Origin of the sequence: Enterobacter sp. 03-F-07-AD-ECC, assembly GCF_047530935.1 — a bacterium.
Taxonomy (GTDB): Bacteria; Pseudomonadota; Gammaproteobacteria; order Enterobacterales; family Enterobacteriaceae; genus Enterobacter; species Enterobacter cloacae.
In genome coordinates this window covers 292,948-310,746 of the sequence record NZ_JBLKBZ010000005.1, presented here as the reverse complement: position 1 = coordinate 310,746, position 17,799 = coordinate 292,948, and the positions used below count along the sequence as shown (strand labels likewise).

Here is a 17,799-nt window from a genome sequence, read left to right as displayed (position 1 = left end):
ATGATACCGACTTGCCACGAAATTCTGAAATCAAGGGTTGACAACACGCCATCGAACTAGTTAACTAGTACGCAAGTTCACACGAGAAAGGTATCTGAAAATGACTGCACATTTCACTCTGCACGGTTGGTGGCGCACTTCCTGATTCCCGGGCAGTGTCACACGTCTGCGTACAGCAAACAGATACCCGCCCGCTCATCAGCGGGCTTTTTTTTGAACAGAATAAATGAGAACAACATAATGCAAACAGCCAAACCACACCTCGAATTGCTGACCAGCGAGGCGGCCTATCGCCACAACCCAACCGCGCTGTTTCATCAGGTCTGCGGTGCGCGTCCAGCCACGTTGTTACTGGAATCCGCCGATATTGACAGCAAAGACGATCTCAAGAGCCTGCTGTTGGTGGACAGCGCGCTGCGCATTACGGCGCTAGGTGACACTGTCACTATCAAAGCGTTATCGGATAACGGTGCGGCTCTGCTGCCGTTACTGGATGCGAGCCTGCCTGCTGGTATCGAAAATGAACACCATCCTGAAATGCGCGTTCTGCACTTCCCGCCGGTGAGCCAACTGCTGGACGAAGACGCGCGCCTGTGCTCTCTTTCCGTTTTTGATGCCTTCCGTCTGCTGCAAAATCTGGTCACCGTGCCGGAAGATGAACGCGAAGCAATGTTCTTTGGCGGGCTGTTTGCTTACGACCTGGTGGCCGGGTTCGAAGATTTACCGGACATTGAACAGGGTAACCGCTGCCCCGACTACTGCTTCTACCTGGCCGAAACCTTACTGGTGATCGACCACCAGAAAAAAAACACCCGTATTCAGGCAAGCCTCTTCACGCCATCCGCGACAGAGAAAAAACGCCTTGAGCAGCGTATTGAGCAGTTGCAGCAACAAATGACCGAAGCGCCGCCTGCGCTGCCTGTACATCGTGTCGAGAAAATGACCTGTGAGGTTAATCAGAGCGACGATCAGTACGGTGCCGTGGTTCGCCAGATGCAAAAAGCGATTCGCGCCGGAGAAATTTTCCAGGTTGTTCCTTCCCGTCGTTTCTCTCTGCCCTGCCCGTCGCCGCTCGCGGCCTATGACGTGCTGAAAAAGAGCAACCCAAGCCCGTACATGTTCTTTATGCAGGACAACGATTTCACCCTGTTTGGCGCATCCCCTGAAAGTTCACTGAAATATGACGCCACCAGCCGCCAGATTGAGATCTACCCGATTGCCGGAACCCGTCCACGCGGCCGTCGAGCCGATGGCTCGCTGGATCGCGATCTCGACAGCCGCATTGAGCTGGAAATGCGTACCGACCATAAAGAGCTCTCCGAGCATCTGATGCTGGTTGATCTGGCCCGTAACGACCTGGCGCGCATTTGTACCCCTGGCAGCCGCTACGTGGCGGACTTGACCAAGGTCGACCGCTACTCGTTTGTTATGCATCTGGTATCCCGCGTGGTGGGCGAACTGCGCAGCGACCTCGACGTGCTTCACGCCTACCGCGCCTGTATGAACATGGGCACGCTGAGCGGCGCGCCGAAAGTCCGCGCCATGCAGCTGATCGCGGCGGCTGAAGGGCGCCGTCGCGGCAGTTACGGTGGTGCAGTGGGCTACTTCACCGCCCATGGCGATCTGGATACCTGCATTGTGATCCGCTCCGCCTACGTTGAGGACGGTATCGCTACCGTGCAGGCAGGCGCAGGGATTGTTCTGGATTCTGTTCCGCAGTCTGAAGCTGACGAAACCCGCAGTAAAGCCCGCGCGGTATTGCGCGCCATTGCTACCGCACATCACGCACAGGAGATTTTCTGATGGCTGACATTCTGCTGCTCGATAACATCGACTCTTTTACCTATAACCTGGCAGATCAGCTGCGTGCGAATGGTCACAACGTCGTTATCTATCGTAACCATGTTCCGGCACAGACGCTGATAGACCGTCTGGCAACCATGCAAAACCCGGTGCTGATGCTCTCTCCTGGCCCAGGTGCCCCCAGTGAAGCGGGCTGTATGCCGGAGCTGCTGACCCGTATGCGCGGTAAACTGCCGATTATCGGTATCTGCCTGGGTCACCAGGCGATTGTGGAAGCCTATGGCGGCTACGTGGGTCAGGCAGGTGAGATCCTGCACGGCAAAGCCTCCAGCATTGAACATGACGGCCAGGCGATGTTTGCCGGCCTGCCAAATCCTCTGCCGGTTGCGCGCTATCACTCCCTGGTGGGCAGCAACATCCCGGCCGGGCTGACCATTAACGCGTCGTTTGAAGGGATGGTAATGGCCGTGCGTCACGATGCGGATCGCGTCTGCGGCATGCAGTTCCATCCGGAGTCGATTCTCACGACCCATGGCGCGCGACTGCTGGAGCAGACGCTGGACTGGGCGTTGCAGAAACTGGAGCAGACCAACACGCTGCAACCGATTCTGGAAAAGCTGTATCAGGCACAGACCCTGAGTCAGCAGGAGAGCCACCAGCTCTTCTCTGCCGTGGTTCGCGGTGAGCTGAAACCTGAACAGCTGGCGGCCGCACTGGTAAGCATGAAAGTGCGCGGCGAAAGCCCGCAAGAAATCGCCGGTGCCGCCACGGCCCTGCTGGAAAATGCCGCCCCCTTCCCGCGCCCGGATTATCAGTTTGCGGATATCGTCGGCACCGGGGGTGATGGCAGCAATAGCATCAATATCTCCACCGCCAGCGCCTTCGTGGCCGCGGCGTGTGGCCTGAAAGTGGCGAAACACGGTAACCGCAGCGTCTCCAGCCGCTCGGGCTCGTCCGATTTGCTGGCTGCCTTCGGCATTAACCTGGATATGAACGCCGAACGCTCCCGTGAAGCGCTGGACGATCTGGGCGTCTGCTTCCTGTTTGCGCCGAAGTATCACACCGGTTTCCGCCATGCGATGCCGGTTCGTCAGCAGCTCAAAACACGCACGCTGTTTAACGTACTGGGGCCGCTGATCAACCCGGCGCACCCGCCGCTGGCGCTGATTGGTGTTTACAGCCCGGAACTGGTTCTGCCAATTGCCGAAACCCTGCGCGTGCTCGGTTATCAGCGCGCGGCAGTAGTTCACAGCGGGGGAATGGATGAAGTGTCCCTTCACGCGCCAACTCTCGTTGCGGAACTGCGCAATGGCGAAATCCTGAGCTATCAGCTGGAAGCCGCCGACTTTGGTTTAACGCCGTATCATCAGGAGGCGCTGGCAGGCGGCACGCCGGAAGAAAACCGTGACATTCTCACGCGCTTATTACAAGGTAAGGGAGAGGTCGCCCATGAGGCAGCCGTGGCAGCCAACGTGGCCATGCTGATGCGATTGCACGGCGAAGAGGATCTCAAAGCCAACGCACAAAAAGTTCTGGACGTACTGCGCTCTGGTGCAGCTTACGATCGCGTTACCGCACTTGCGGCAAGAGGGTAAAGAATGCAGACCGTTTTAGCGAAAATCGTTGCCGATAAGGCCATCTGGGTGGAAGCCCGCAAAGCGCAGCAGCCGCTTGCCAGTTTTCAGAACGATGTCGTCCCAAGCAGCCGTCGTTTCTATGATGCCCTGCAGGGCGCGCGCACCGCATTTATTCTTGAGTGCAAAAAAGCCTCCCCGTCGAAAGGCGTTATCCGTGATGATTTCGATCCGGCGCGTATTGCCAGCATTTATAAGCATCATGCGTCGGCGATCTCCGTGCTGACGGATGAGAAATATTTCCAGGGCAGCTTCGATTTTCTGCCTGTTGTCAGCAGCATCGCGCCGCAACCGATTCTGTGCAAAGACTTTATTATCGACCCGTATCAGATCTGGCTGGCGCGTTTTTACCAGGCTGACGCCTGCCTGCTGATGCTCTCGGTGCTCGACGACGAGCAGTATCGCCAGCTGGCTGCGGTGGCGCACAGCCTCAACATGGGCGTGCTGACCGAGGTGAGCAACGAAGAAGAGCTGGAGCGAGCCATTGCACTGCAGGCGAAAGTGGTCGGGATTAACAACCGCGATCTGCGCGATCTGTCAATTGACCTGAATCGTACGCGTCAGCTGGCACCGCGTCTGGGCTCTGGCGTGACTGTTATCAGTGAATCCGGGATCAACAGCTACGCCCAGGTGCGTGAGCTGAGCCACTTTGCCAACGGTTTCCTGATTGGCTCTGCGATGATGGCACATGACGATCTCAATGCCGCAGTGCGTCGGGTGCTGTTGGGTGAAAACAAAGTGTGCGGCTTAACCCGCGAACAGGATGCCCAGGCCGCCTATGAGGCGGGGGCTATTTACGGCGGGTTGATCTTTGTGGACTCCTCACCGCGTGCGGTGAGCGATGAGCAGGCACGCAAGGTGATAGCGGCAGCCCCCCTCAGCTATGTGGGCGTCTTCCGTAACGCTGATATTGCGGACGTTACGGCAAAAGCCGAAGCGTTATCCCTTAGTGCAGTACAACTGCACGGTGATGAAGATCAGGCATACATCGATGCCCTGCGTGCCGGGCTGGCTCCTCAGGTTCAGATCTGGAAAGCGCAGAGCGTGGGCAGCACCCTGCCAGCACGTAACCTGAATCATGTTGATAAATACGTGCTCGATAACGGCCAGGGCGGTACAGGCCAGCGTTTTGACTGGTCACTACTGAACGGCGAAGCGCTGGACAATGTCCTGCTGGCGGGTGGACTTAGCCCGGATAACTGTGTGGAAGCAGCCAAAACCGGCTGCGCGGGCCTCGATTTCAATTCAGGCGTAGAGTCGCAACCGGGCATCAAAGATGCCAGTAAGCTGGCCTCGGTATTTAAAACTCTGCGTGCATATTAAGGAAGAAAAAATGACGACATTACTAAACCCGTATTTTGGTGAGTTCGGCGGGATGTACGTTCCGCAGATCCTGATGCCCGCACTGCGCCAGCTGGAAGAAGCGTTTGTGAGCGCACAGAAAGATCCTGCTTTTCAGGCTGAATTTACCGACCTGCTGAAAAACTACGCGGGCCGTCCAACAGCGCTGACCAAATGCCGTAACCTGACTGCCGGCACCAAAACCACGCTGTACCTCAAGCGTGAAGACCTGCTGCACGGCGGCGCGCATAAAACCAACCAGGTGTTAGGACAGGCGCTGCTGGCAAAACGGATGGGCAAAACCGAGATCATCGCCGAAACCGGCGCGGGTCAGCACGGCGTGGCATCAGCACTGGCCAGCGCCCTGCTTGGCCTGAAATGCCGTATCTATATGGGGGCGAAAGACGTTGAGCGTCAGTCTCCGAACGTATTCCGTATGCGTCTGATGGGCGCAGAAGTGATCCCGGTTCACAGTGGTTCTGCCACGCTGAAAGATGCCTGTAACGAAGCGCTGCGCGACTGGTCTGGTAGCTATGAAACCGCGCACTACATGCTCGGCACGGCCGCTGGCCCGCACCCGTTCCCAACTATCGTGCGTGAATTCCAGCGCATGATTGGCGAAGAGACCAAAGCGCAGATCCTTGAAAAAGAAGGCCGTCTGCCGGACGCGGTGATTGCCTGCGTGGGCGGGGGATCAAACGCCATCGGAATGTTCGCTGATTTTATCGACGAAACCCGTGTTGGCCTGATCGGCGTGGAGCCAGCTGGTCACGGGATTGAAACCGGTGAGCACGGCGCACCGCTGAAACATGGCCGCGTGGGGATCTACTTCGGCATGAAAGCGCCGATGATGCAGACCGATGAAGGTCAGATTGAAGAGTCGTACTCCATCTCTGCCGGTCTGGATTTCCCGTCCGTCGGGCCACAGCATGCGTTCCTGAACAGCACCGGACGTGCGGACTACGTCTCCATCACCGATGACGAAGCGCTGGAAGCGTTTAAGACGCTGTGCCGCAGCGAAGGGATCATCCCGGCACTGGAGTCCTCGCATGCTCTGGCGCATGCGCTGAAAATGATGAAAGAAAACCCGGAAAAAGAGCAACTGCTGGTCGTTAACCTTTCCGGTCGCGGTGATAAAGATATCTTCACCGTTCACGATATTCTGAAAGCACGAGGGGAAATCTGATGGAACGCTACGATAACGCATTTGCACAACTGAAATCCCGCCAGGAAGGCGCGTTCGTTCCCTTCGTCACGCTGGGCGATCCGGGCCCGGAGCAGTCGCTAAAAATTATCGACACTCTGATTGAAGCCGGTGCCGATGCGCTGGAGTTGGGGATCCCGTTCTCTGACCCGCTGGCGGATGGCCCGACCATTCAGAACGCCACCCTGCGTGCCTTTGCCGCGGGCGTCACCCCAACGCAATGTTTTGAGATGCTGGCCGCGATCCGTCAGAAGCACCCGACCATTCCGATTGGCCTGCTGATGTATGCCAACCTGGTCTTTAACCGCGGAATCGACGAATTTTATGCCGAGTGCGCGCGGGTCGGCGTTGACTCCGTGCTGGTGGCCGACGTCCCGGTTGAAGAATCTGCACCGTTCCGCCAGGCGGCTATGCGTCATAACGTGGCGCCGATTTTCATCTGCCCGCCAAACGCCGATGACGAACTGCTGCGCCAGATTGCCTCTTACGGCCGTGGTTACACCTACCTGCTCTCCCGCGCGGGCGTGACGGGTGCTGAAAACAAAGCCGTGCTGCCGCTGCATCACCTGGTAGAAAAACTGGCTGAATACCACGCAGCACCTCCGCTGCAGGGATTCGGCATTTCATCCCCGGATCAGGTTACGGCGGCAATTGACGCAAAAGCGGCAGGCGCGATCTCCGGCTCTGCTATCGTCAAAATCATTGAGAAGAACGTGGACAAACCCGATCAGATGCTGGCTGAACTCAAAGCATTTGTTACGGCGATGAAAGCCGCAACGCGTAAAGCCTGATCCTTCCACCGTCTGGCGACTCAGCCAGACGGTCTTCCTCTTATATTCCCGCTATCACTTAAGCGTTACGCCAAAATTGATCCCATCGATATTTTCGGCGTGAATGGCTTTTCAAACCTTGCCGTAAGCGTATGATTTGGTCTCTTTTCGGCTTTAAACCTTCTGAGTTCAGAGGCTTACTCATGTCATGGCAATACTTCAAACAGACTTACCTGGTTAAGTTCTGGTCACCCGTACCGGCCGTCATCGCGGCGGGGATCCTTTCCACCTACTATTTCGGCATTACCGGCACCTTCTGGGCCGTAACCGGCGAATTCACCCGCTGGGGTGGGCAACTGCTGCAGCTCGCTGGCGTACATACCGAGGAGTGGGGTTACTTTAAGCTTATTCATCTGGACGGCACGCCGCTGACCCGCATCGACGGTATGATGATTATCGGCATGTTCGGGGGCTGTTTTGCCGCCGCGCTGTGGGCTAACAACGTTAAGTTGCGAATGCCTAAAAGCCGGATACGCGTTATGCAGGCGATTGTCGGCGGCATGATTGCCGGATTCGGCGCCCGCCTGGCGATGGGGTGTAACCTGGCCGCTTTCTTTACCGGCATTCCACAGTTTTCGCTGCACGCCTGGTTTTTTGCTGTCGCCACGGCGATTGGCTCTTACTTTGGCGCGAAGTTTACCCTCCTGCCGCTGTTCCGCATTCCGGTCAAAATGGTGAAGGTCAGCGCTGCCTCGCCGCTGACGCAAAAGCCTTCTCAGGCGCGTCGTCGTTTTCGTCTCGGCATGCTGGTCTTTTTCGCCATGGTCGCCTGGGCGCTCTGTACGGCGCTCAACCAGCCTAAGCTGGGTCTGGCCATGTTGTTCGGTGTCGGTTTCGGCCTGCTGATAGAACGTGCGCAGATCTGTTTCACCTCGGCGTTTCGCGATATGTGGATCACCGGCCGTACAATGATGGCCAAAGCGATTATTGCGGGTATGGCGGTAAGCGCCATTGGCATCTTCAGCTATGTGCAACTGGGTGTTGAGCCGAAAATCATGTGGGCTGGCCCGAACGCGGTGATTGGCGGCCTGCTGTTTGGCTTCGGAATTGTACTGGCTGGCGGGTGTGAAACCGGCTGGATGTACCGCGCAGTTGAAGGTCAGGTGCATTACTGGTGGGTAGGTCTGGGGAACGTCATCGGCTCCACCCTGCTGGCCTGGTACTGGGACGATTTGTCTCCGGTGCTGGCCACGAACTGGGACAAGGTGAATCTGCTCAGCACGTTTGGCCCGCTCGGTGGACTGCTGGTGACCTACGCCCTGCTGCTGGTCGCTTTTTTACTGGTTGTCGCGCAAGAGAAACGTTTCTTCCGCCGTGCCACGGTTAAACCTGAACCCCAGGAGAATGCAGCATGAAAGAGATTGTGCCTGACTACCGCCTTGATATGGTCGGTGAACCGTGTCCTTACCCGGCTGTCGCCACGCTTGAAGCGCTCCCGCAGCTTCAAAAAGGGGAAATTCTGGAAGTGGTGAGCGACTGCCCGCAGTCCATCAACAACATTCCTCTGGATGCCAAAAACCACGGTTACACCGTACTGGATATTCAGCAGGATGGCCCGACCATTCGCTATCTTATCCAGAAGTAAACCGCCAGGTGACGGGGGGCGTCCCCCCCGTCAAAAAAGCTGCCTCACCTCCCATTTTGATGGCGAATACAGCGCCACTGAAAATGGTAGCACTACACTTAAAATGGATAAAAAACAAACAGGAGGTGAGGTATGTTTAATTCAATTTTAGTCCCTGTCGATATCTCTGAAAGTCGTCTGACCGAACAGGTGATTCCCTATGTTCAGGCAAACGCAGCAATCGGTAACGGTAAAATCCATTTTCTGACGGTAGTGCCTTCTTTCCCTTACTATTCATCGCTTGGGCTGGCGTATTCGGTTGAAATGCCAAAGCTTGCGGAGATTCAGGAGGAAGCCCTTACGAAGCTCAAAGAGATGGTTAAGCAGTTCAATTTACCTGCCGATCGTGTGGAGACACACGCCATCTCAGGTGCGCCTAAAGATCAGATCCTGAAGCTGGCTGACAGTATCAACGCAGACCTTATTATCATTGCGTCCCATCGACCGGATATCACAACCTACCTTTTAGGTTCAAACGCGGCGGTTGTGGTACGCCATGCAAAATGCCCGGTGCTGGTTGTACGCTAGCGAGGCTGCTGAGAAACTTAAGCCCCGGAATTCCGGGGCTTATTTAAGACGTTGTACAATAAAATAATTTCGATAAACGGACTTAACAATGAAAAAAGTAGTGATGCTGGTATGCCTTGCCACAGCAATAACGGGCTGTGCTCCTCTCGCGCCTGAAGGTTGTCAGAAGAAAACCGCTCTCGACTCGTGCTCCTATAAGCAGTCAGGTAAAGTCTCCGATAAGGATATCTATGGTCAACAGGCTGCCGCGATAAAGAAAGCGCTGGACTCGGCGCTGGCCGATCCGCACGCCTGGAATGGTAAGCGATGCAACATGCATCTCGACTTTACCATCGACGGGCTATTGCAGAACCTGGAGATAAAAGGCGGAGACAAAGCGTATTGCCAGGCTTTAGCCGACGCGGCAACACGGGCCACCTTCCCGCCCTTCACAGACGAGCGTGTATTTCAGGATATGGGTTCTGCCCGCTGGAACATGGAGGGGCAACCGTAGAGGTAAGCCGCTAGAAAGACTGGCCATGTTCTGGCCAGTCCCGGAAAGTAGAATCAGAAACGATAACCTGCAGAGAACATAAATACCCATGGATCCAGACGGGTACTGATGCTTTGTTGCTGTCCGCCTGCCTTGAAGCGGACATCGGTATCGATATCCATATACCAGACTGAGGCGTTAATTAACCAGTCGCGGTTAATGAGATAGTCCATCCCCACCTGTCCTGCCACGCCCCATGAATCTTTCAGACTGAGATCGGTCAGTCCGGCCTCTTTACCGGTATCGTTGAATTTCTCATCGAAGAAGGTGGTGTAGTTCACGCCCGCGCCGATATAGGGGCGCAGTTTGCTGCTTGAGTCACCAAAGTACCACTGCGCCATCAACGTTGGCGGCAGATGGTGCACCGTGGCGATATCACCGGTTGGGCCTAAACCTACGCGATGACGGAATGGCGTTGCTGCCAGAAGCTCAACGCCAATGTTATCCGTCGCCATATACGTGAATGTTAAACCTAACTGGGTGTTGTTGCTGACGTTAAAGCCGCCCATTCCCAGCACGTTATCAGAACCTTCAGTTGGACGTACCGTTGCCGAACCGGCACGAATAAAGAATTCACCTGCTTCATGCGCATACGCGCCGCCAGAGAGACTGCTTAAGATAAGGGCTGCCACCGCTAATTTTTTCATATCCGCTCCATCGTTGTGGTTTTAGCTGCGGATGAGAATATACTCACAAATGAGTAATAAGTGATCTGTCACAGATCACATTAAAACCAGTAACTTAACATTCATTGATCTGGGTTAATTTTTGGTGACACACCGTAAGGCCAAAAGTTGTTCTTACGTCAATTTTTGGCATTTCCCGGTTACAAAATTTTCTGTTTCCCCCCTCTTGCTCTTCGAATGGCGGCTGGATAATTTAGCGCTCTCACAATGTGATTTGATGCGTTCTTTTTTGCAGGTGTGCCATGAGTGATATGAACCCGTGCATGACGTGCGGAGCCTGTTGTGCGTATTTTCGAGTCTCTTTCTACTGGGCCGAAGCCAGCGATGGCGGCGGCACCGTTCCGGTTCATCTCACTGAACCGTTATCCCGTTTTCTGCGCTGCATGAGCGGTACGAATCAAAAGCAGGCCCGCTGTATGGCGTTACAAGGCGAGCCAGGCGTGTCGACCCGCTGCTCCATCTATGAGGATCGCCCCAGCCCGTGTCGGGACTTTACGATGTCTGGCGAAGAGGGTCAGGTCAACGAAGCCTGTAATCGCGCCCGCGCGCGCTTCGGATTACCGCCGCTTTACAAAGATATGCTTTTCCATACAAGCCTTGATGCTGCCACGACCGCGTTATCCGGTGTACAATTGCCGGCTAATTAACACCTGCAATACTCAAGGAGAGTGCATGTCTATCACGGCGAAGTCTGTCTACCGTGACACGGGAAACTTTTTCCGCAATCAGTTCGTAACCTTTTTACTGATCGCGTTGTTATGCGCCTTTATTACGGTGGTGCTGGGTCACGCGTTCTCTCCGAGCGACGAACAGATCGCCAGCCTGAGCCAGGGCGACCATCTTGCAGGTAGCGTGGGGTTGTTTGAGCTGGTGCAAAACATGACGCCAGAGCAGCAGCAAATCCTGCTGCGGGCCTCTGCGGCATCGACCTTCTCTGGACTGATCGGCAATGCCATTCTCGCGGGCGGTGTTCTGCTGATGATCCAGCTGGTTTCTGCAGGCCACCGCGTCAGCGCCTTACGGGCGATCGGTGCCAGCGCGCCGGTATTGCCTAAGCTGTTTATCCTCATCTTTTTAACCACCCTGCTGGTGCAGATGGGGATCATGCTCGTTGTGGTTCCAGGCGTGCTGCTGGCTATCGTCCTCGCGTTCGCGCCGGTGATGGTGGTGCAGGACAAAATGGGGATCTTTACCGCCATGCGCAGCAGCATCAAACTGGCATGGGCCAATATGCGCCTGGTGGCACCGGCCGTAATTAGCTGGCTGCTGGCCAAAACGCTCCTGCTGCTGTTTGCCCCAAACTTTGCAGTCTTAACGCCGAACGTCGGTGCGGTGGTAGCCAACACGCTGAGTAACCTGATTTCAGCGATACTGCTGGTTTATCTGTTCCGCCTGTATATGTTAATTCGTCAGTAATCCTGTGGCCGGGTGCATCGCAAAACCCGGCCCCACACAGAAGATGGAATCACAGAATGAAGCAGTTTCTTGATTTTTTACCGCTGGTCGTGTTTTTCGCGTTTTATAAGCTGTATGACATTTATGCAGCCACGATGGCACTGATCGTTGCTACCGCTATCGTGCTGATCTACAGCTGGGTTCGCTATCGTAAAGTCGAAAAAATGGCTCTGATTACGTTCGCACTGGTGGCCGTGTTCGGTGGGCTGACGCTGTTCTTCCACAACGATGAATTCATTAAATGGAAAGTCACCGTGATTTACGCGCTGTTTGCCGGTGCGTTGCTGATCAGCCAGTGGGTAATGAAAAAGCCACTGATCCAGCGCATGCTGGGTAAAGAGCTGACGCTGCCACAGGAAGTATGGTCCCGTCTGAATATCGCCTGGGCGCTGTTCTTTATTCTTTGCGGCCTGGCGAATATCTACATCGCCTTCTGGCTGCCGCAGAATATCTGGGTCAACTTCAAGGTCTTTGGCCTGACGGCGTTGACGCTCATCTTCACTCTGTTAAGCGGTGTCTATATCTACCGGCACATGCCGCAGGATGATAAACACTGATGAATCCCCGACCAGAACGTGCACAACAGGCGTTCTGGTCTATTCTCTCCTGCCAAAAATCATAGTAGCATCCCGCCTGAAGTCTTCAGTTACGAGTTTAAAACAATGACAACAAATGACGCCCCTCAGGGCGAACTGGTTTTACGCACACTGGCAATGCCTGCGGACACGAATGCCAATGGCGATATTTTTGGCGGCTGGCTGATGTCGCAAATGGATATGGGCGGCGCAATTCTGGCAAAAGAGATCGCGCATGGTCGCGTTGTGACCGTCCGGGTGGACGGGATGACCTTCCTGCGCCCGGTCGCGGTGGGTGATGTGGTCTGCTGCTATGCACGCTGCGTCAAGCGCGGTAATACTTCCATTTCCATTAACATTGAAGTCTGGGTGAAGAAGGTCTCATCTGAACCGATTGGACAGCGTTATAAAGCAACAGAAGCGCTGTTTATTTATGTGGCAGTCGATAGCGAGGGCAAACCCCGCCAGTTGCCTCAGGCCTGATCTTCAGGCATAAAAAAGCCTCCTTGCGGAGGCTTTTCTTATTCCATCTGCGCCCCGCCGTTCAGGCGGAAAACAATATTAACGATCAACCCACTACCTGGTTTGCCTGGCTCGTAACGCCATCTGCGCATCGCCGATTTCACTTCACGCTCAAACATATTTGAAGGCTGAGCAGACAAGATTTCCACGTTATCAACACGCCCGTCCGGGGTGACGTCAAATTTGACCCGCACGCGACCTTCAATGCGCAACGCCTGAGCACGAGGAGGATATTGCGGCTGGTTGCGGCTCACGGCGCGCGGGCCAGCGGGCGCGGTTGGCGTCGGTTTTGCGGTCGCGGGCGTGTTATTCATCAACGGACGCGAAGGCGCTGTGTTTTCGACCCTCTGCGTAGCGCGTGGTTCAACCGGACGTTCTTCCCGTTTAGGGCGCTCCTCCACCTTTTTCACCGGTTTTGGTTTCGGCTTAGGCTTCGGTTTGGGTTCTGGCTTATGGATCACCACCGGCGCTTCCTTTGGTGGCTCCGGAACCGGCTCAGGTTCTGGTTCTGGTTCTGGCTCAGCAACCGGCTGCGGCGGTGGTGCAACCTGCGGCGGCTCAAGATCCGCAGGCGAGACCATCGTCACTGAAATGGGCTGCGAAGGCGCTGGCATTTCAATAACCTGATGAACCGAGGTATAGAGCAAACCCGCCACGACAGCACCGTGAATCACGACAGAAAGCAGCGTCGGCCAGGGAAAGCGGCGAGGTAAATCAAGGGTCATCGAAGTCATAATCATCAACGTTAAAAAACCGAATCCTGATTTTAAATGCAAATAGCAATCATATTCAATAAGACACTTTGTTCTGGCGCAATTTAGGCGCGGGAGAGGCCAAAAAAGAGGCATTCAGATCAGGGTATTAACATTGTTTTTATTTTACATTGCAGTCAGTTGTCCTTTCACATAACGTAACTGACACTTTTAATGGTTAAGGAGCTTCACCGTGTTTTACGTGATTTACTCTGAAGATGTCGCTGATTCCCTGGAAAAACGCCAGTCTGTACGCCCTGCTCACCTCGCACGCTTACAGTTGCTACAGGATGAAGGGCGTTTACTGACTGCGGGCCCTATGCCAGCCGTCGACAGCAACGATCCGGGTGCTGCCGGTTTTTCTGGCTCCACGGTGATTGCCGAGTTTGAATCCCTGGAGGCCGCTCAGGCCTGGGCCGATGCCGATCCGTACGTTGCTGCGGGTGTGTATGCGAAAGTGACGGTTCGACCGTACAAAAAAGTGTTCTGATACCAAAAAGGCTCCCTCAGGAGCCTTTCTTGCAATCAATGCAGCGATGCTAACCGCGCCGCAAACCCGACAAACAACAGTCCTATCAGGCCGTTCCCCAGCTTTGCCAGTTTCTTTTTCGTTTTCAGATAACGTGTGACAAAAGCGCCTGAGAAGATCAGGAAGCTCATATACATAAAGCTTATTAGCTCAAGCGTGGTCGCGAGGATCAGGAAAGAGGTACCGGTATTCTTCGCATTCACATCGATAAACTGAACAAAGAACGAGACGTAGAACAGAATCGCTTTCGGGTTCGTCAGGCTCAATACCAGCGAGCGTTTCATGATCATGCTGGCAGGCTCGGTACCGCTTTCATGTGTATTATTCTGACGGGTAATAACCGACCAGAGCATTTTACCGCCCAGCCACAGCAGATAAAAAGCACCTAAATAACGTACGATATTAAACAGTACCGGTGTGGTCTGAATTAACGCGGCAACGCCCGCCCAGGCCAGGAACATCAGTACGGCATCGCCGATAAACACGCCGGTGGCGGCGAGATACCCTTTTTTAACGCCGTGACCAATCCCGGTTTTCAGCACAAATAAAGTATTCGGCCCTGGCACCAGCACGATAAAAAATGCGCCGACAACGTATGTCCAGAAATTCAGTACGCCAAACTCCGCAAACACTTCTCCCTCCTTTTGCTCAACACAACAGGAATAGCGCTGCAAAGACGCTATTCCCAACAACCAGACGCCATAAAATCATTGGGCACCTTGCGGTGCCCTGATGGTTCTCAGAAATCCTGGACTGCGAACAGCAACGCGTTGCGGTGCCGGGTCATTCCACATTTCCTGATGGCGTGTATACGCATATTGCGGCGGGATTGTGCTTCCAGCCAACGAGCCTTACGACGGTTCACCTGTCGCAACATGCGCCAGCGCCCTACTTCAGTTCTACTGCGCTTCATGTCTACAACTCTTTCTTTAAAAGAGAGGCCATTATAAACCCAACCCTGCAGCAAACCAGCGCTTTTACCTGGCGTTTTTATTTGCCAGATGATTCCTGATGCGTACACTCATAACAATACGCTTTCAAAAGGATTTTTTTACCTATGACAACCTTCTACACCGTGGTGAGTTGGCTGGTCATTCTGGGATACTGGCTGTTAATCGCGGGTGTGACATTGCGCATCCTGATGAAGCGCAGAGCCGTACCCTCTGCCATGGCCTGGCTTCTTATAATTTATATCCTGCCGCTGGTAGGAATTATCGCCTATCTCTCTTTCGGTGAACTTCATCTGGGCAAGCGTCGTGCCGAGCGTGCCCGGGCCATGTGGCCTTCCACCGCCAAATGGCTGAGCGATCTCAAAGCCTGTAAACACATCTTCGCAGAAGAAAACAGCAGCGTTGCCTCCTCATTATTTAAACTGTGCGAACTCAGACAAGGTATTGGTGGGGTAAAAGGCAATCAGCTCCAGTTGCTGACCTCTTCTGATGACGTCATGCAGGCCTTGATCCGCGATATTCAACTGGCTCGTCACAATATCGAGATGGTGTTCTATATCTGGCAGCCCGGCGGGATGGCAGACCAGGTGGCGGAATCGCTGATGGCTGCCGCACGTCGTGGCATTCACTGCCGTTTGATGCTCGACTCCGCAGGTAGCGTCGCCTTTTTCCGTAGCCCCTGGGCAGGGATGATGCGTAATGCCGGCATCGAAGTGGTGGAGGCGTTAAAGGTCAATTTACTGCGCGTTTTTCTGCGCCGGATGGATCTTCGCCAGCATCGCAAGATGATCATGATCGACAACTATATTGCCTATACCGGCAGCATGAACATGGTTGACCCCCGCTTCTTCAAGCAGGACTCGGGGGTCGGCCAGTGGATTGACCTGATGGCAAGGATGGAAGGACCTATCGCCACCTCCATGGGGATTGTCTACTCCTGTGACTGGGAGATAGAAACCGGCAAACGTATTCTCCCGCCGCCACCGGATGGCAATATCATGCCCTTTGAAGAGGCCAGCGGACATACCATCCATACCATTGCCTCCGGGCCGGGTTTCCCGGAGGATTTAATCCATCAGGCGCTACTGACCGCCACTTACGCGGCGCGTGAATATCTGATCATGACCACGCCCTACTTCGTTCCGAGCGATGACCTGCTGCACGCAATCTGCACCGCAGCACAGCGCGGTGTCGATGTCAGCATCATTCTGCCACGCAAAAATGACTCGCTTCTGGTGGGCTGGGCCAGCCGCGCGTTCTTTAGCGAACTGCTTGCCGCCGGGGTAAAAATCTACCAGTTTGAAGGCGGGCTCCTGCATACCAAAAGCGTCCTCGTGGACGGTGAGTTAAGTCTGGTGGGCACGGTAAACCTGGATATGCGCAGCCTGTGGTTAAACTTTGAAATCACGCTGGTCATTGATGATGCCGGATTCGGGGGTGATCTGGCGGCGGTACAGGACGATTATATCTCCCGTTCGCGTCTGCTGGATGCCCGGCTGTGGGTAAAACGTCCGCTGTGGCAGAGAATTGCTGAACGACTGTTTTACTTCTTTAGTCCGTTGCTGTAAAACGTGCCCAACGATGTTTAACAGGTAGTCATCATGGAAATGGATCTGAACAATCGCCTGACCGAAGACGAAACGCTCGAGCAGGCCTATGACATTTTTCTCGAACTGGCGGTTGATAACCTCGATCCCGCAGATGTGATCCTCTTTAATCTGCAGTTCGAAGAGCGCGGCGGCGCGGAGTTATTCGACCCTGCAGAAGACTGGGCTGAGCACGTGGATTACGATCTCAATCCTGACTTCTTTGCCGAAGTGGTGATTGGGCTGGCAGATGAAGATGGTGGCGAAATTAATGACATCTTCGCCCGCGTGCTGCTCTGCCGCGAGAAAGACCATAAGCTGTGCCATATCATCTGGCGCGAATAGTAAAAGGCTGCGGATGCAGCCTTTTTTGTTTAATCCGGTAGCGCACTCCCGCAACGGTTACAGAAGCGGGCGTTAAGCTCATGTTCAGCCTGGTGACAACCCGGACATTTTCGCTGCTGTTTGCGGCTCTGAAATGCGCTGCTCATATGGGTTGTGATAAGACCTGTCGGAATGGCAATCACCGAATACCCAATCAGAATCAGCACCGATGCGACGATACGTCCAAGAGGCGTATGCGGCGTGATATCCCCGTAGCCAACGGTCGTGACGGTGACAATGGCCCAATACACAGAGGCATTCAGCGTTGTGAAGCCATATTTTGGCCCTTCTATCAGGTACATCAACGCACCGAAAACAATCATGACGATCGCGATAAACGAGTAAAACAGAATGAGTTGATGCCGGGCACTGACTATTGCGCTCCAGAAGACCCGCAGAGACGGCATAAAACGCAGCAATTTCAGAATACGTAATACACGAATAACGCGCATCGCCCGCCATGCAAAGACATAGCTCAGGCTAATCTCCGGCCACAACCACATGACGTAGAGCGGCAGGACGGTGGCTAAATCGATAAATCCCCAGAAACTGAAAACATATCTCGCCGGGTTGGGCCAGCAGACGACCCGCAGCAGATATTCGGCAGTAAAGACCAGGGTAATAATCAGTTCGATCCAGACAAATATATGCCATTCATCATAGGTCAGGTGATACTGCGTCCCGGCTCCCGATTCAAAGAAAATAACCACCACGCTGATGAGTGCAAACAGCCCGCAGATCCCTTCGAAGCGGCGTCCGGATATCGTTTTAGGATCGAATAAAAAATGATAAAGCCGCCGACGGGCTGAGGTGAATAGACTCGACACGGTAACCTCGCAAAAAATAAGGGCTGACATCATGTCA

The 17,799-nt window shown here is 54.4% G+C and carries 22 protein-coding genes and 1 other annotated feature; of the genes, 17 read left to right on the top strand and 5 right to left on the bottom strand.

Going from position 1 to position 17,799, the window contains the following annotated elements; all coding sequences use genetic code 11:
- The first annotated feature begins 100 nt into the window (after positions 1–100).
- The 10 genes from trpL to ACMWKA_RS10810 all read left to right on the top strand — a co-directional run bounded on the left by trpL (position 101) and on the right by ACMWKA_RS10810 (position 9,457).
- Positions 101–145 carry a trp operon leader peptide gene (trpL, locus tag ACMWKA_RS10855; protein ID WP_106993556.1) on the top strand — a complete coding sequence of 15 codons (45 nt, stop codon included), beginning with the start codon at positions 101–103 and terminating at the stop codon, positions 143–145.
- Positions 122–215 (top strand) — a sequence feature (Trp leader region). It overlaps the preceding gene by 24 nt.
- A gap of 25 nt (positions 216–240) precedes the next feature.
- Complete coding sequence (locus ACMWKA_RS10850) at positions 241–1,803, top strand: anthranilate synthase component 1 (protein WP_029883574.1); 1,563 nt, start codon at positions 241–243, stop codon at positions 1,801–1,803.
- Positions 1,803–3,398: a bifunctional anthranilate synthase glutamate amidotransferase component TrpG/anthranilate phosphoribosyltransferase TrpD gene (gene trpD, locus ACMWKA_RS10845; protein ID WP_020690934.1), complete on the top strand. Its 1,596-nt coding sequence runs from the start codon at positions 1,803–1,805 to the stop codon at positions 3,396–3,398. The genes ACMWKA_RS10850 and trpD overlap by 1 nt, the downstream gene beginning before the upstream one ends.
- Positions 3,399–3,401: 3 nt before the next feature.
- On the top strand, positions 3,402–4,760 hold the full coding sequence (gene trpCF, locus ACMWKA_RS10840) for a bifunctional indole-3-glycerol-phosphate synthase TrpC/phosphoribosylanthranilate isomerase TrpF (RefSeq protein WP_335262406.1): 1,359 nt from the start codon (positions 3,402–3,404) through the stop codon (positions 4,758–4,760).
- 10 nt (positions 4,761–4,770) lie between these two features.
- Positions 4,771–5,964, top strand: coding sequence for a tryptophan synthase subunit beta (gene trpB / locus ACMWKA_RS10835; protein ID WP_013096356.1), 1,194 nt, complete (start codon positions 4,771–4,773; stop codon positions 5,962–5,964).
- The gene (gene trpA / locus ACMWKA_RS10830; RefSeq protein WP_335262405.1) at positions 5,964–6,773 is read left to right on the top strand and encodes a tryptophan synthase subunit alpha; all 810 of its coding nucleotides are present in this window, start codon (positions 5,964–5,966) and stop codon (positions 6,771–6,773) included. Before trpB ends, trpA begins: the two co-directional genes overlap by 1 nt.
- A gap of 182 nt (positions 6,774–6,955) precedes the next feature.
- The gene (gene yedE, locus ACMWKA_RS10825) at positions 6,956–8,167 is read left to right on the top strand and encodes a selenium metabolism membrane protein YedE/FdhT (protein ID WP_029883576.1); all 1,212 of its coding nucleotides are present in this window, start codon (positions 6,956–6,958) and stop codon (positions 8,165–8,167) included.
- Positions 8,164–8,397, top strand: coding sequence for a sulfurtransferase-like selenium metabolism protein YedF (gene yedF / locus ACMWKA_RS10820; protein WP_013096288.1), 234 nt, complete (start codon positions 8,164–8,166; stop codon positions 8,395–8,397). The genes yedE and yedF overlap by 4 nt, the downstream gene beginning before the upstream one ends.
- A gap of 132 nt (positions 8,398–8,529) precedes the next feature.
- Positions 8,530–8,964 carry a universal stress protein UspF gene (gene uspF / locus ACMWKA_RS10815; protein ID WP_013096287.1) on the top strand — a complete coding sequence of 145 codons (435 nt, stop codon included), beginning with the start codon at positions 8,530–8,532 and terminating at the stop codon, positions 8,962–8,964.
- An 88-nt stretch (positions 8,965–9,052) separates the two neighbouring features.
- The gene (locus ACMWKA_RS10810) at positions 9,053–9,457 is read left to right on the top strand and encodes a cell envelope integrity TolA C-terminal domain-containing protein (protein ID WP_023620264.1); all 405 of its coding nucleotides are present in this window, start codon (positions 9,053–9,055) and stop codon (positions 9,455–9,457) included.
- Between the two features lie 53 nt (positions 9,458–9,510).
- Here the strand turns inward: ACMWKA_RS10810 and ompW are convergent, their stop codons facing one another.
- A complete protein-coding gene (gene ompW / locus ACMWKA_RS10805; RefSeq protein WP_013096285.1) occupies positions 9,511–10,143 on the bottom strand; it encodes an outer membrane protein OmpW in 633 nt (210 codons plus the stop codon).
- Between the two features lie 281 nt (positions 10,144–10,424).
- On the opposite strand from ompW, the gene ACMWKA_RS10800 reads away from it, so the two are divergent.
- From ACMWKA_RS10800 to yciA, 4 genes are all read left to right on the top strand, one after another.
- Positions 10,425–10,829 carry a YkgJ family cysteine cluster protein gene (locus ACMWKA_RS10800; RefSeq protein ID WP_414760195.1) on the top strand — a complete coding sequence of 135 codons (405 nt, stop codon included), beginning with the start codon at positions 10,425–10,427 and terminating at the stop codon, positions 10,827–10,829.
- Between the two features lie 25 nt (positions 10,830–10,854).
- Positions 10,855–11,598 carry a YciC family protein gene (locus ACMWKA_RS10795; RefSeq protein ID WP_013096283.1) on the top strand — a complete coding sequence of 248 codons (744 nt, stop codon included), beginning with the start codon at positions 10,855–10,857 and terminating at the stop codon, positions 11,596–11,598.
- Positions 11,599–11,654: 56 nt separating this feature from the next.
- Complete coding sequence (locus ACMWKA_RS10790) at positions 11,655–12,194, top strand: septation protein A (RefSeq protein WP_013096282.1); 540 nt, start codon at positions 11,655–11,657, stop codon at positions 12,192–12,194.
- Between the two features lie 105 nt (positions 12,195–12,299).
- Entirely contained in the window at positions 12,300–12,695 is a 396-nt protein-coding gene (yciA, locus tag ACMWKA_RS10785; protein ID WP_013096281.1) for an acyl-CoA thioester hydrolase YciA, read from the top strand.
- Between the two features lie 38 nt (positions 12,696–12,733).
- Here yciA and tonB read toward each other — a convergent pair whose 3' ends face one another.
- The gene (gene tonB / locus ACMWKA_RS10780) at positions 12,734–13,459 is read right to left on the bottom strand and encodes a TonB system transport protein TonB (protein ID WP_013096280.1); all 726 of its coding nucleotides are present in this window, start codon (positions 13,457–13,459) and stop codon (positions 12,734–12,736) included.
- A 220-nt stretch (positions 13,460–13,679) separates the two neighbouring features.
- On the opposite strand from tonB, the gene ACMWKA_RS10775 reads away from it, so the two are divergent.
- Complete coding sequence (locus ACMWKA_RS10775; protein WP_013096279.1) at positions 13,680–13,976, top strand: YciI family protein; 297 nt, start codon at positions 13,680–13,682, stop codon at positions 13,974–13,976.
- Between the two features lie 35 nt (positions 13,977–14,011).
- On the opposite strand, the gene leuE is transcribed toward ACMWKA_RS10775, so the two are convergent.
- Positions 14,012–14,647: a leucine efflux protein LeuE gene (leuE, locus tag ACMWKA_RS10770; protein WP_013096278.1), complete on the bottom strand. Its 636-nt coding sequence runs from the start codon at positions 14,645–14,647 to the stop codon at positions 14,012–14,014.
- Between the two features lie 107 nt (positions 14,648–14,754).
- Positions 14,755–14,928: a YciY family protein gene (locus ACMWKA_RS10765; protein WP_086528096.1), complete on the bottom strand. Its 174-nt coding sequence runs from the start codon at positions 14,926–14,928 to the stop codon at positions 14,755–14,757.
- 144 nt (positions 14,929–15,072) lie between these two features.
- Here ACMWKA_RS10765 and cls point away from each other — a divergent pair, with 144 nt between their 5' ends.
- Both cls and ACMWKA_RS10755 read left to right on the top strand, forming a co-directional pair.
- On the top strand, positions 15,073–16,533 hold the full coding sequence (gene cls, locus ACMWKA_RS10760) for a cardiolipin synthase (protein ID WP_020690926.1): 1,461 nt from the start codon (positions 15,073–15,075) through the stop codon (positions 16,531–16,533).
- Between the two features lie 33 nt (positions 16,534–16,566).
- Positions 16,567–16,896, top strand: coding sequence for an HI1450 family dsDNA-mimic protein (locus tag ACMWKA_RS10755; RefSeq protein ID WP_013096276.1), 330 nt, complete (start codon positions 16,567–16,569; stop codon positions 16,894–16,896).
- Positions 16,897–16,925: 29 nt separating this feature from the next.
- Here ACMWKA_RS10755 and ACMWKA_RS10750 read toward each other — a convergent pair whose 3' ends face one another.
- Positions 16,926–17,795, bottom strand: coding sequence for an ion transporter (locus ACMWKA_RS10750; RefSeq protein ID WP_013096275.1), 870 nt, complete (start codon positions 17,793–17,795; stop codon positions 16,926–16,928).
- Positions 17,796–17,799 lie beyond the last annotated feature (4 nt).

Excerpts from the sequence above, each read along its gene's own strand:
- trpA (WP_335262405.1), top strand. The coding sequence starts at position 5,964 with ATGGAACGCTACGATAACGCATTTGCACAACTGAAATCCCGCCAGGAA.
- trpB (WP_013096356.1), top strand. The coding sequence starts at position 4,771 with ATGACGACATTACTAAACCCGTATTTTGGTGAGTTCGGCGGGATGTAC.
- yedE (WP_029883576.1), top strand. The coding sequence starts at position 6,956 with ATGTCATGGCAATACTTCAAACAGACTTACCTGGTTAAGTTCTGGTCA.
- ACMWKA_RS10795 (WP_013096283.1), top strand. The coding sequence starts at position 10,855 with ATGTCTATCACGGCGAAGTCTGTCTACCGTGACACGGGAAACTTTTTC.
- tonB (WP_013096280.1), bottom strand. The coding sequence starts at position 13,459 with ATGACCCTTGATTTACCTCGCCGCTTTCCCTGGCCGACGCTGCTTTCT.
- ACMWKA_RS10765 (WP_086528096.1), bottom strand. The coding sequence starts at position 14,928 with ATGAAGCGCAGTAGAACTGAAGTAGGGCGCTGGCGCATGTTGCGACAG.
- ACMWKA_RS10790 (WP_013096282.1), top strand. The coding sequence starts at position 11,655 with ATGAAGCAGTTTCTTGATTTTTTACCGCTGGTCGTGTTTTTCGCGTTT.
- ompW (WP_013096285.1), bottom strand. The coding sequence starts at position 10,143 with ATGAAAAAATTAGCGGTGGCAGCCCTTATCTTAAGCAGTCTCTCTGGC.
- yedF (WP_013096288.1), top strand. The coding sequence starts at position 8,164 with ATGAAAGAGATTGTGCCTGACTACCGCCTTGATATGGTCGGTGAACCG.
- ACMWKA_RS10755 (WP_013096276.1), top strand. The coding sequence starts at position 16,567 with ATGGAAATGGATCTGAACAATCGCCTGACCGAAGACGAAACGCTCGAG.
- yciA (WP_013096281.1), top strand. The coding sequence starts at position 12,300 with ATGACAACAAATGACGCCCCTCAGGGCGAACTGGTTTTACGCACACTG.
- cls (WP_020690926.1), top strand. The coding sequence starts at position 15,073 with ATGACAACCTTCTACACCGTGGTGAGTTGGCTGGTCATTCTGGGATAC.
- ACMWKA_RS10750 (WP_013096275.1), bottom strand. The coding sequence starts at position 17,795 with ATGATGTCAGCCCTTATTTTTTGCGAGGTTACCGTGTCGAGTCTATTC.
- ACMWKA_RS10810 (WP_023620264.1), top strand. The coding sequence starts at position 9,053 with ATGAAAAAAGTAGTGATGCTGGTATGCCTTGCCACAGCAATAACGGGC.
- ACMWKA_RS10800 (WP_414760195.1), top strand. The coding sequence starts at position 10,425 with ATGAGTGATATGAACCCGTGCATGACGTGCGGAGCCTGTTGTGCGTAT.
- trpCF (WP_335262406.1), top strand. The coding sequence starts at position 3,402 with ATGCAGACCGTTTTAGCGAAAATCGTTGCCGATAAGGCCATCTGGGTG.
- uspF (WP_013096287.1), top strand. The coding sequence starts at position 8,530 with ATGTTTAATTCAATTTTAGTCCCTGTCGATATCTCTGAAAGTCGTCTG.
- ACMWKA_RS10850 (WP_029883574.1), top strand. The coding sequence starts at position 241 with ATGCAAACAGCCAAACCACACCTCGAATTGCTGACCAGCGAGGCGGCC.
- trpD (WP_020690934.1), top strand. The coding sequence starts at position 1,803 with ATGGCTGACATTCTGCTGCTCGATAACATCGACTCTTTTACCTATAAC.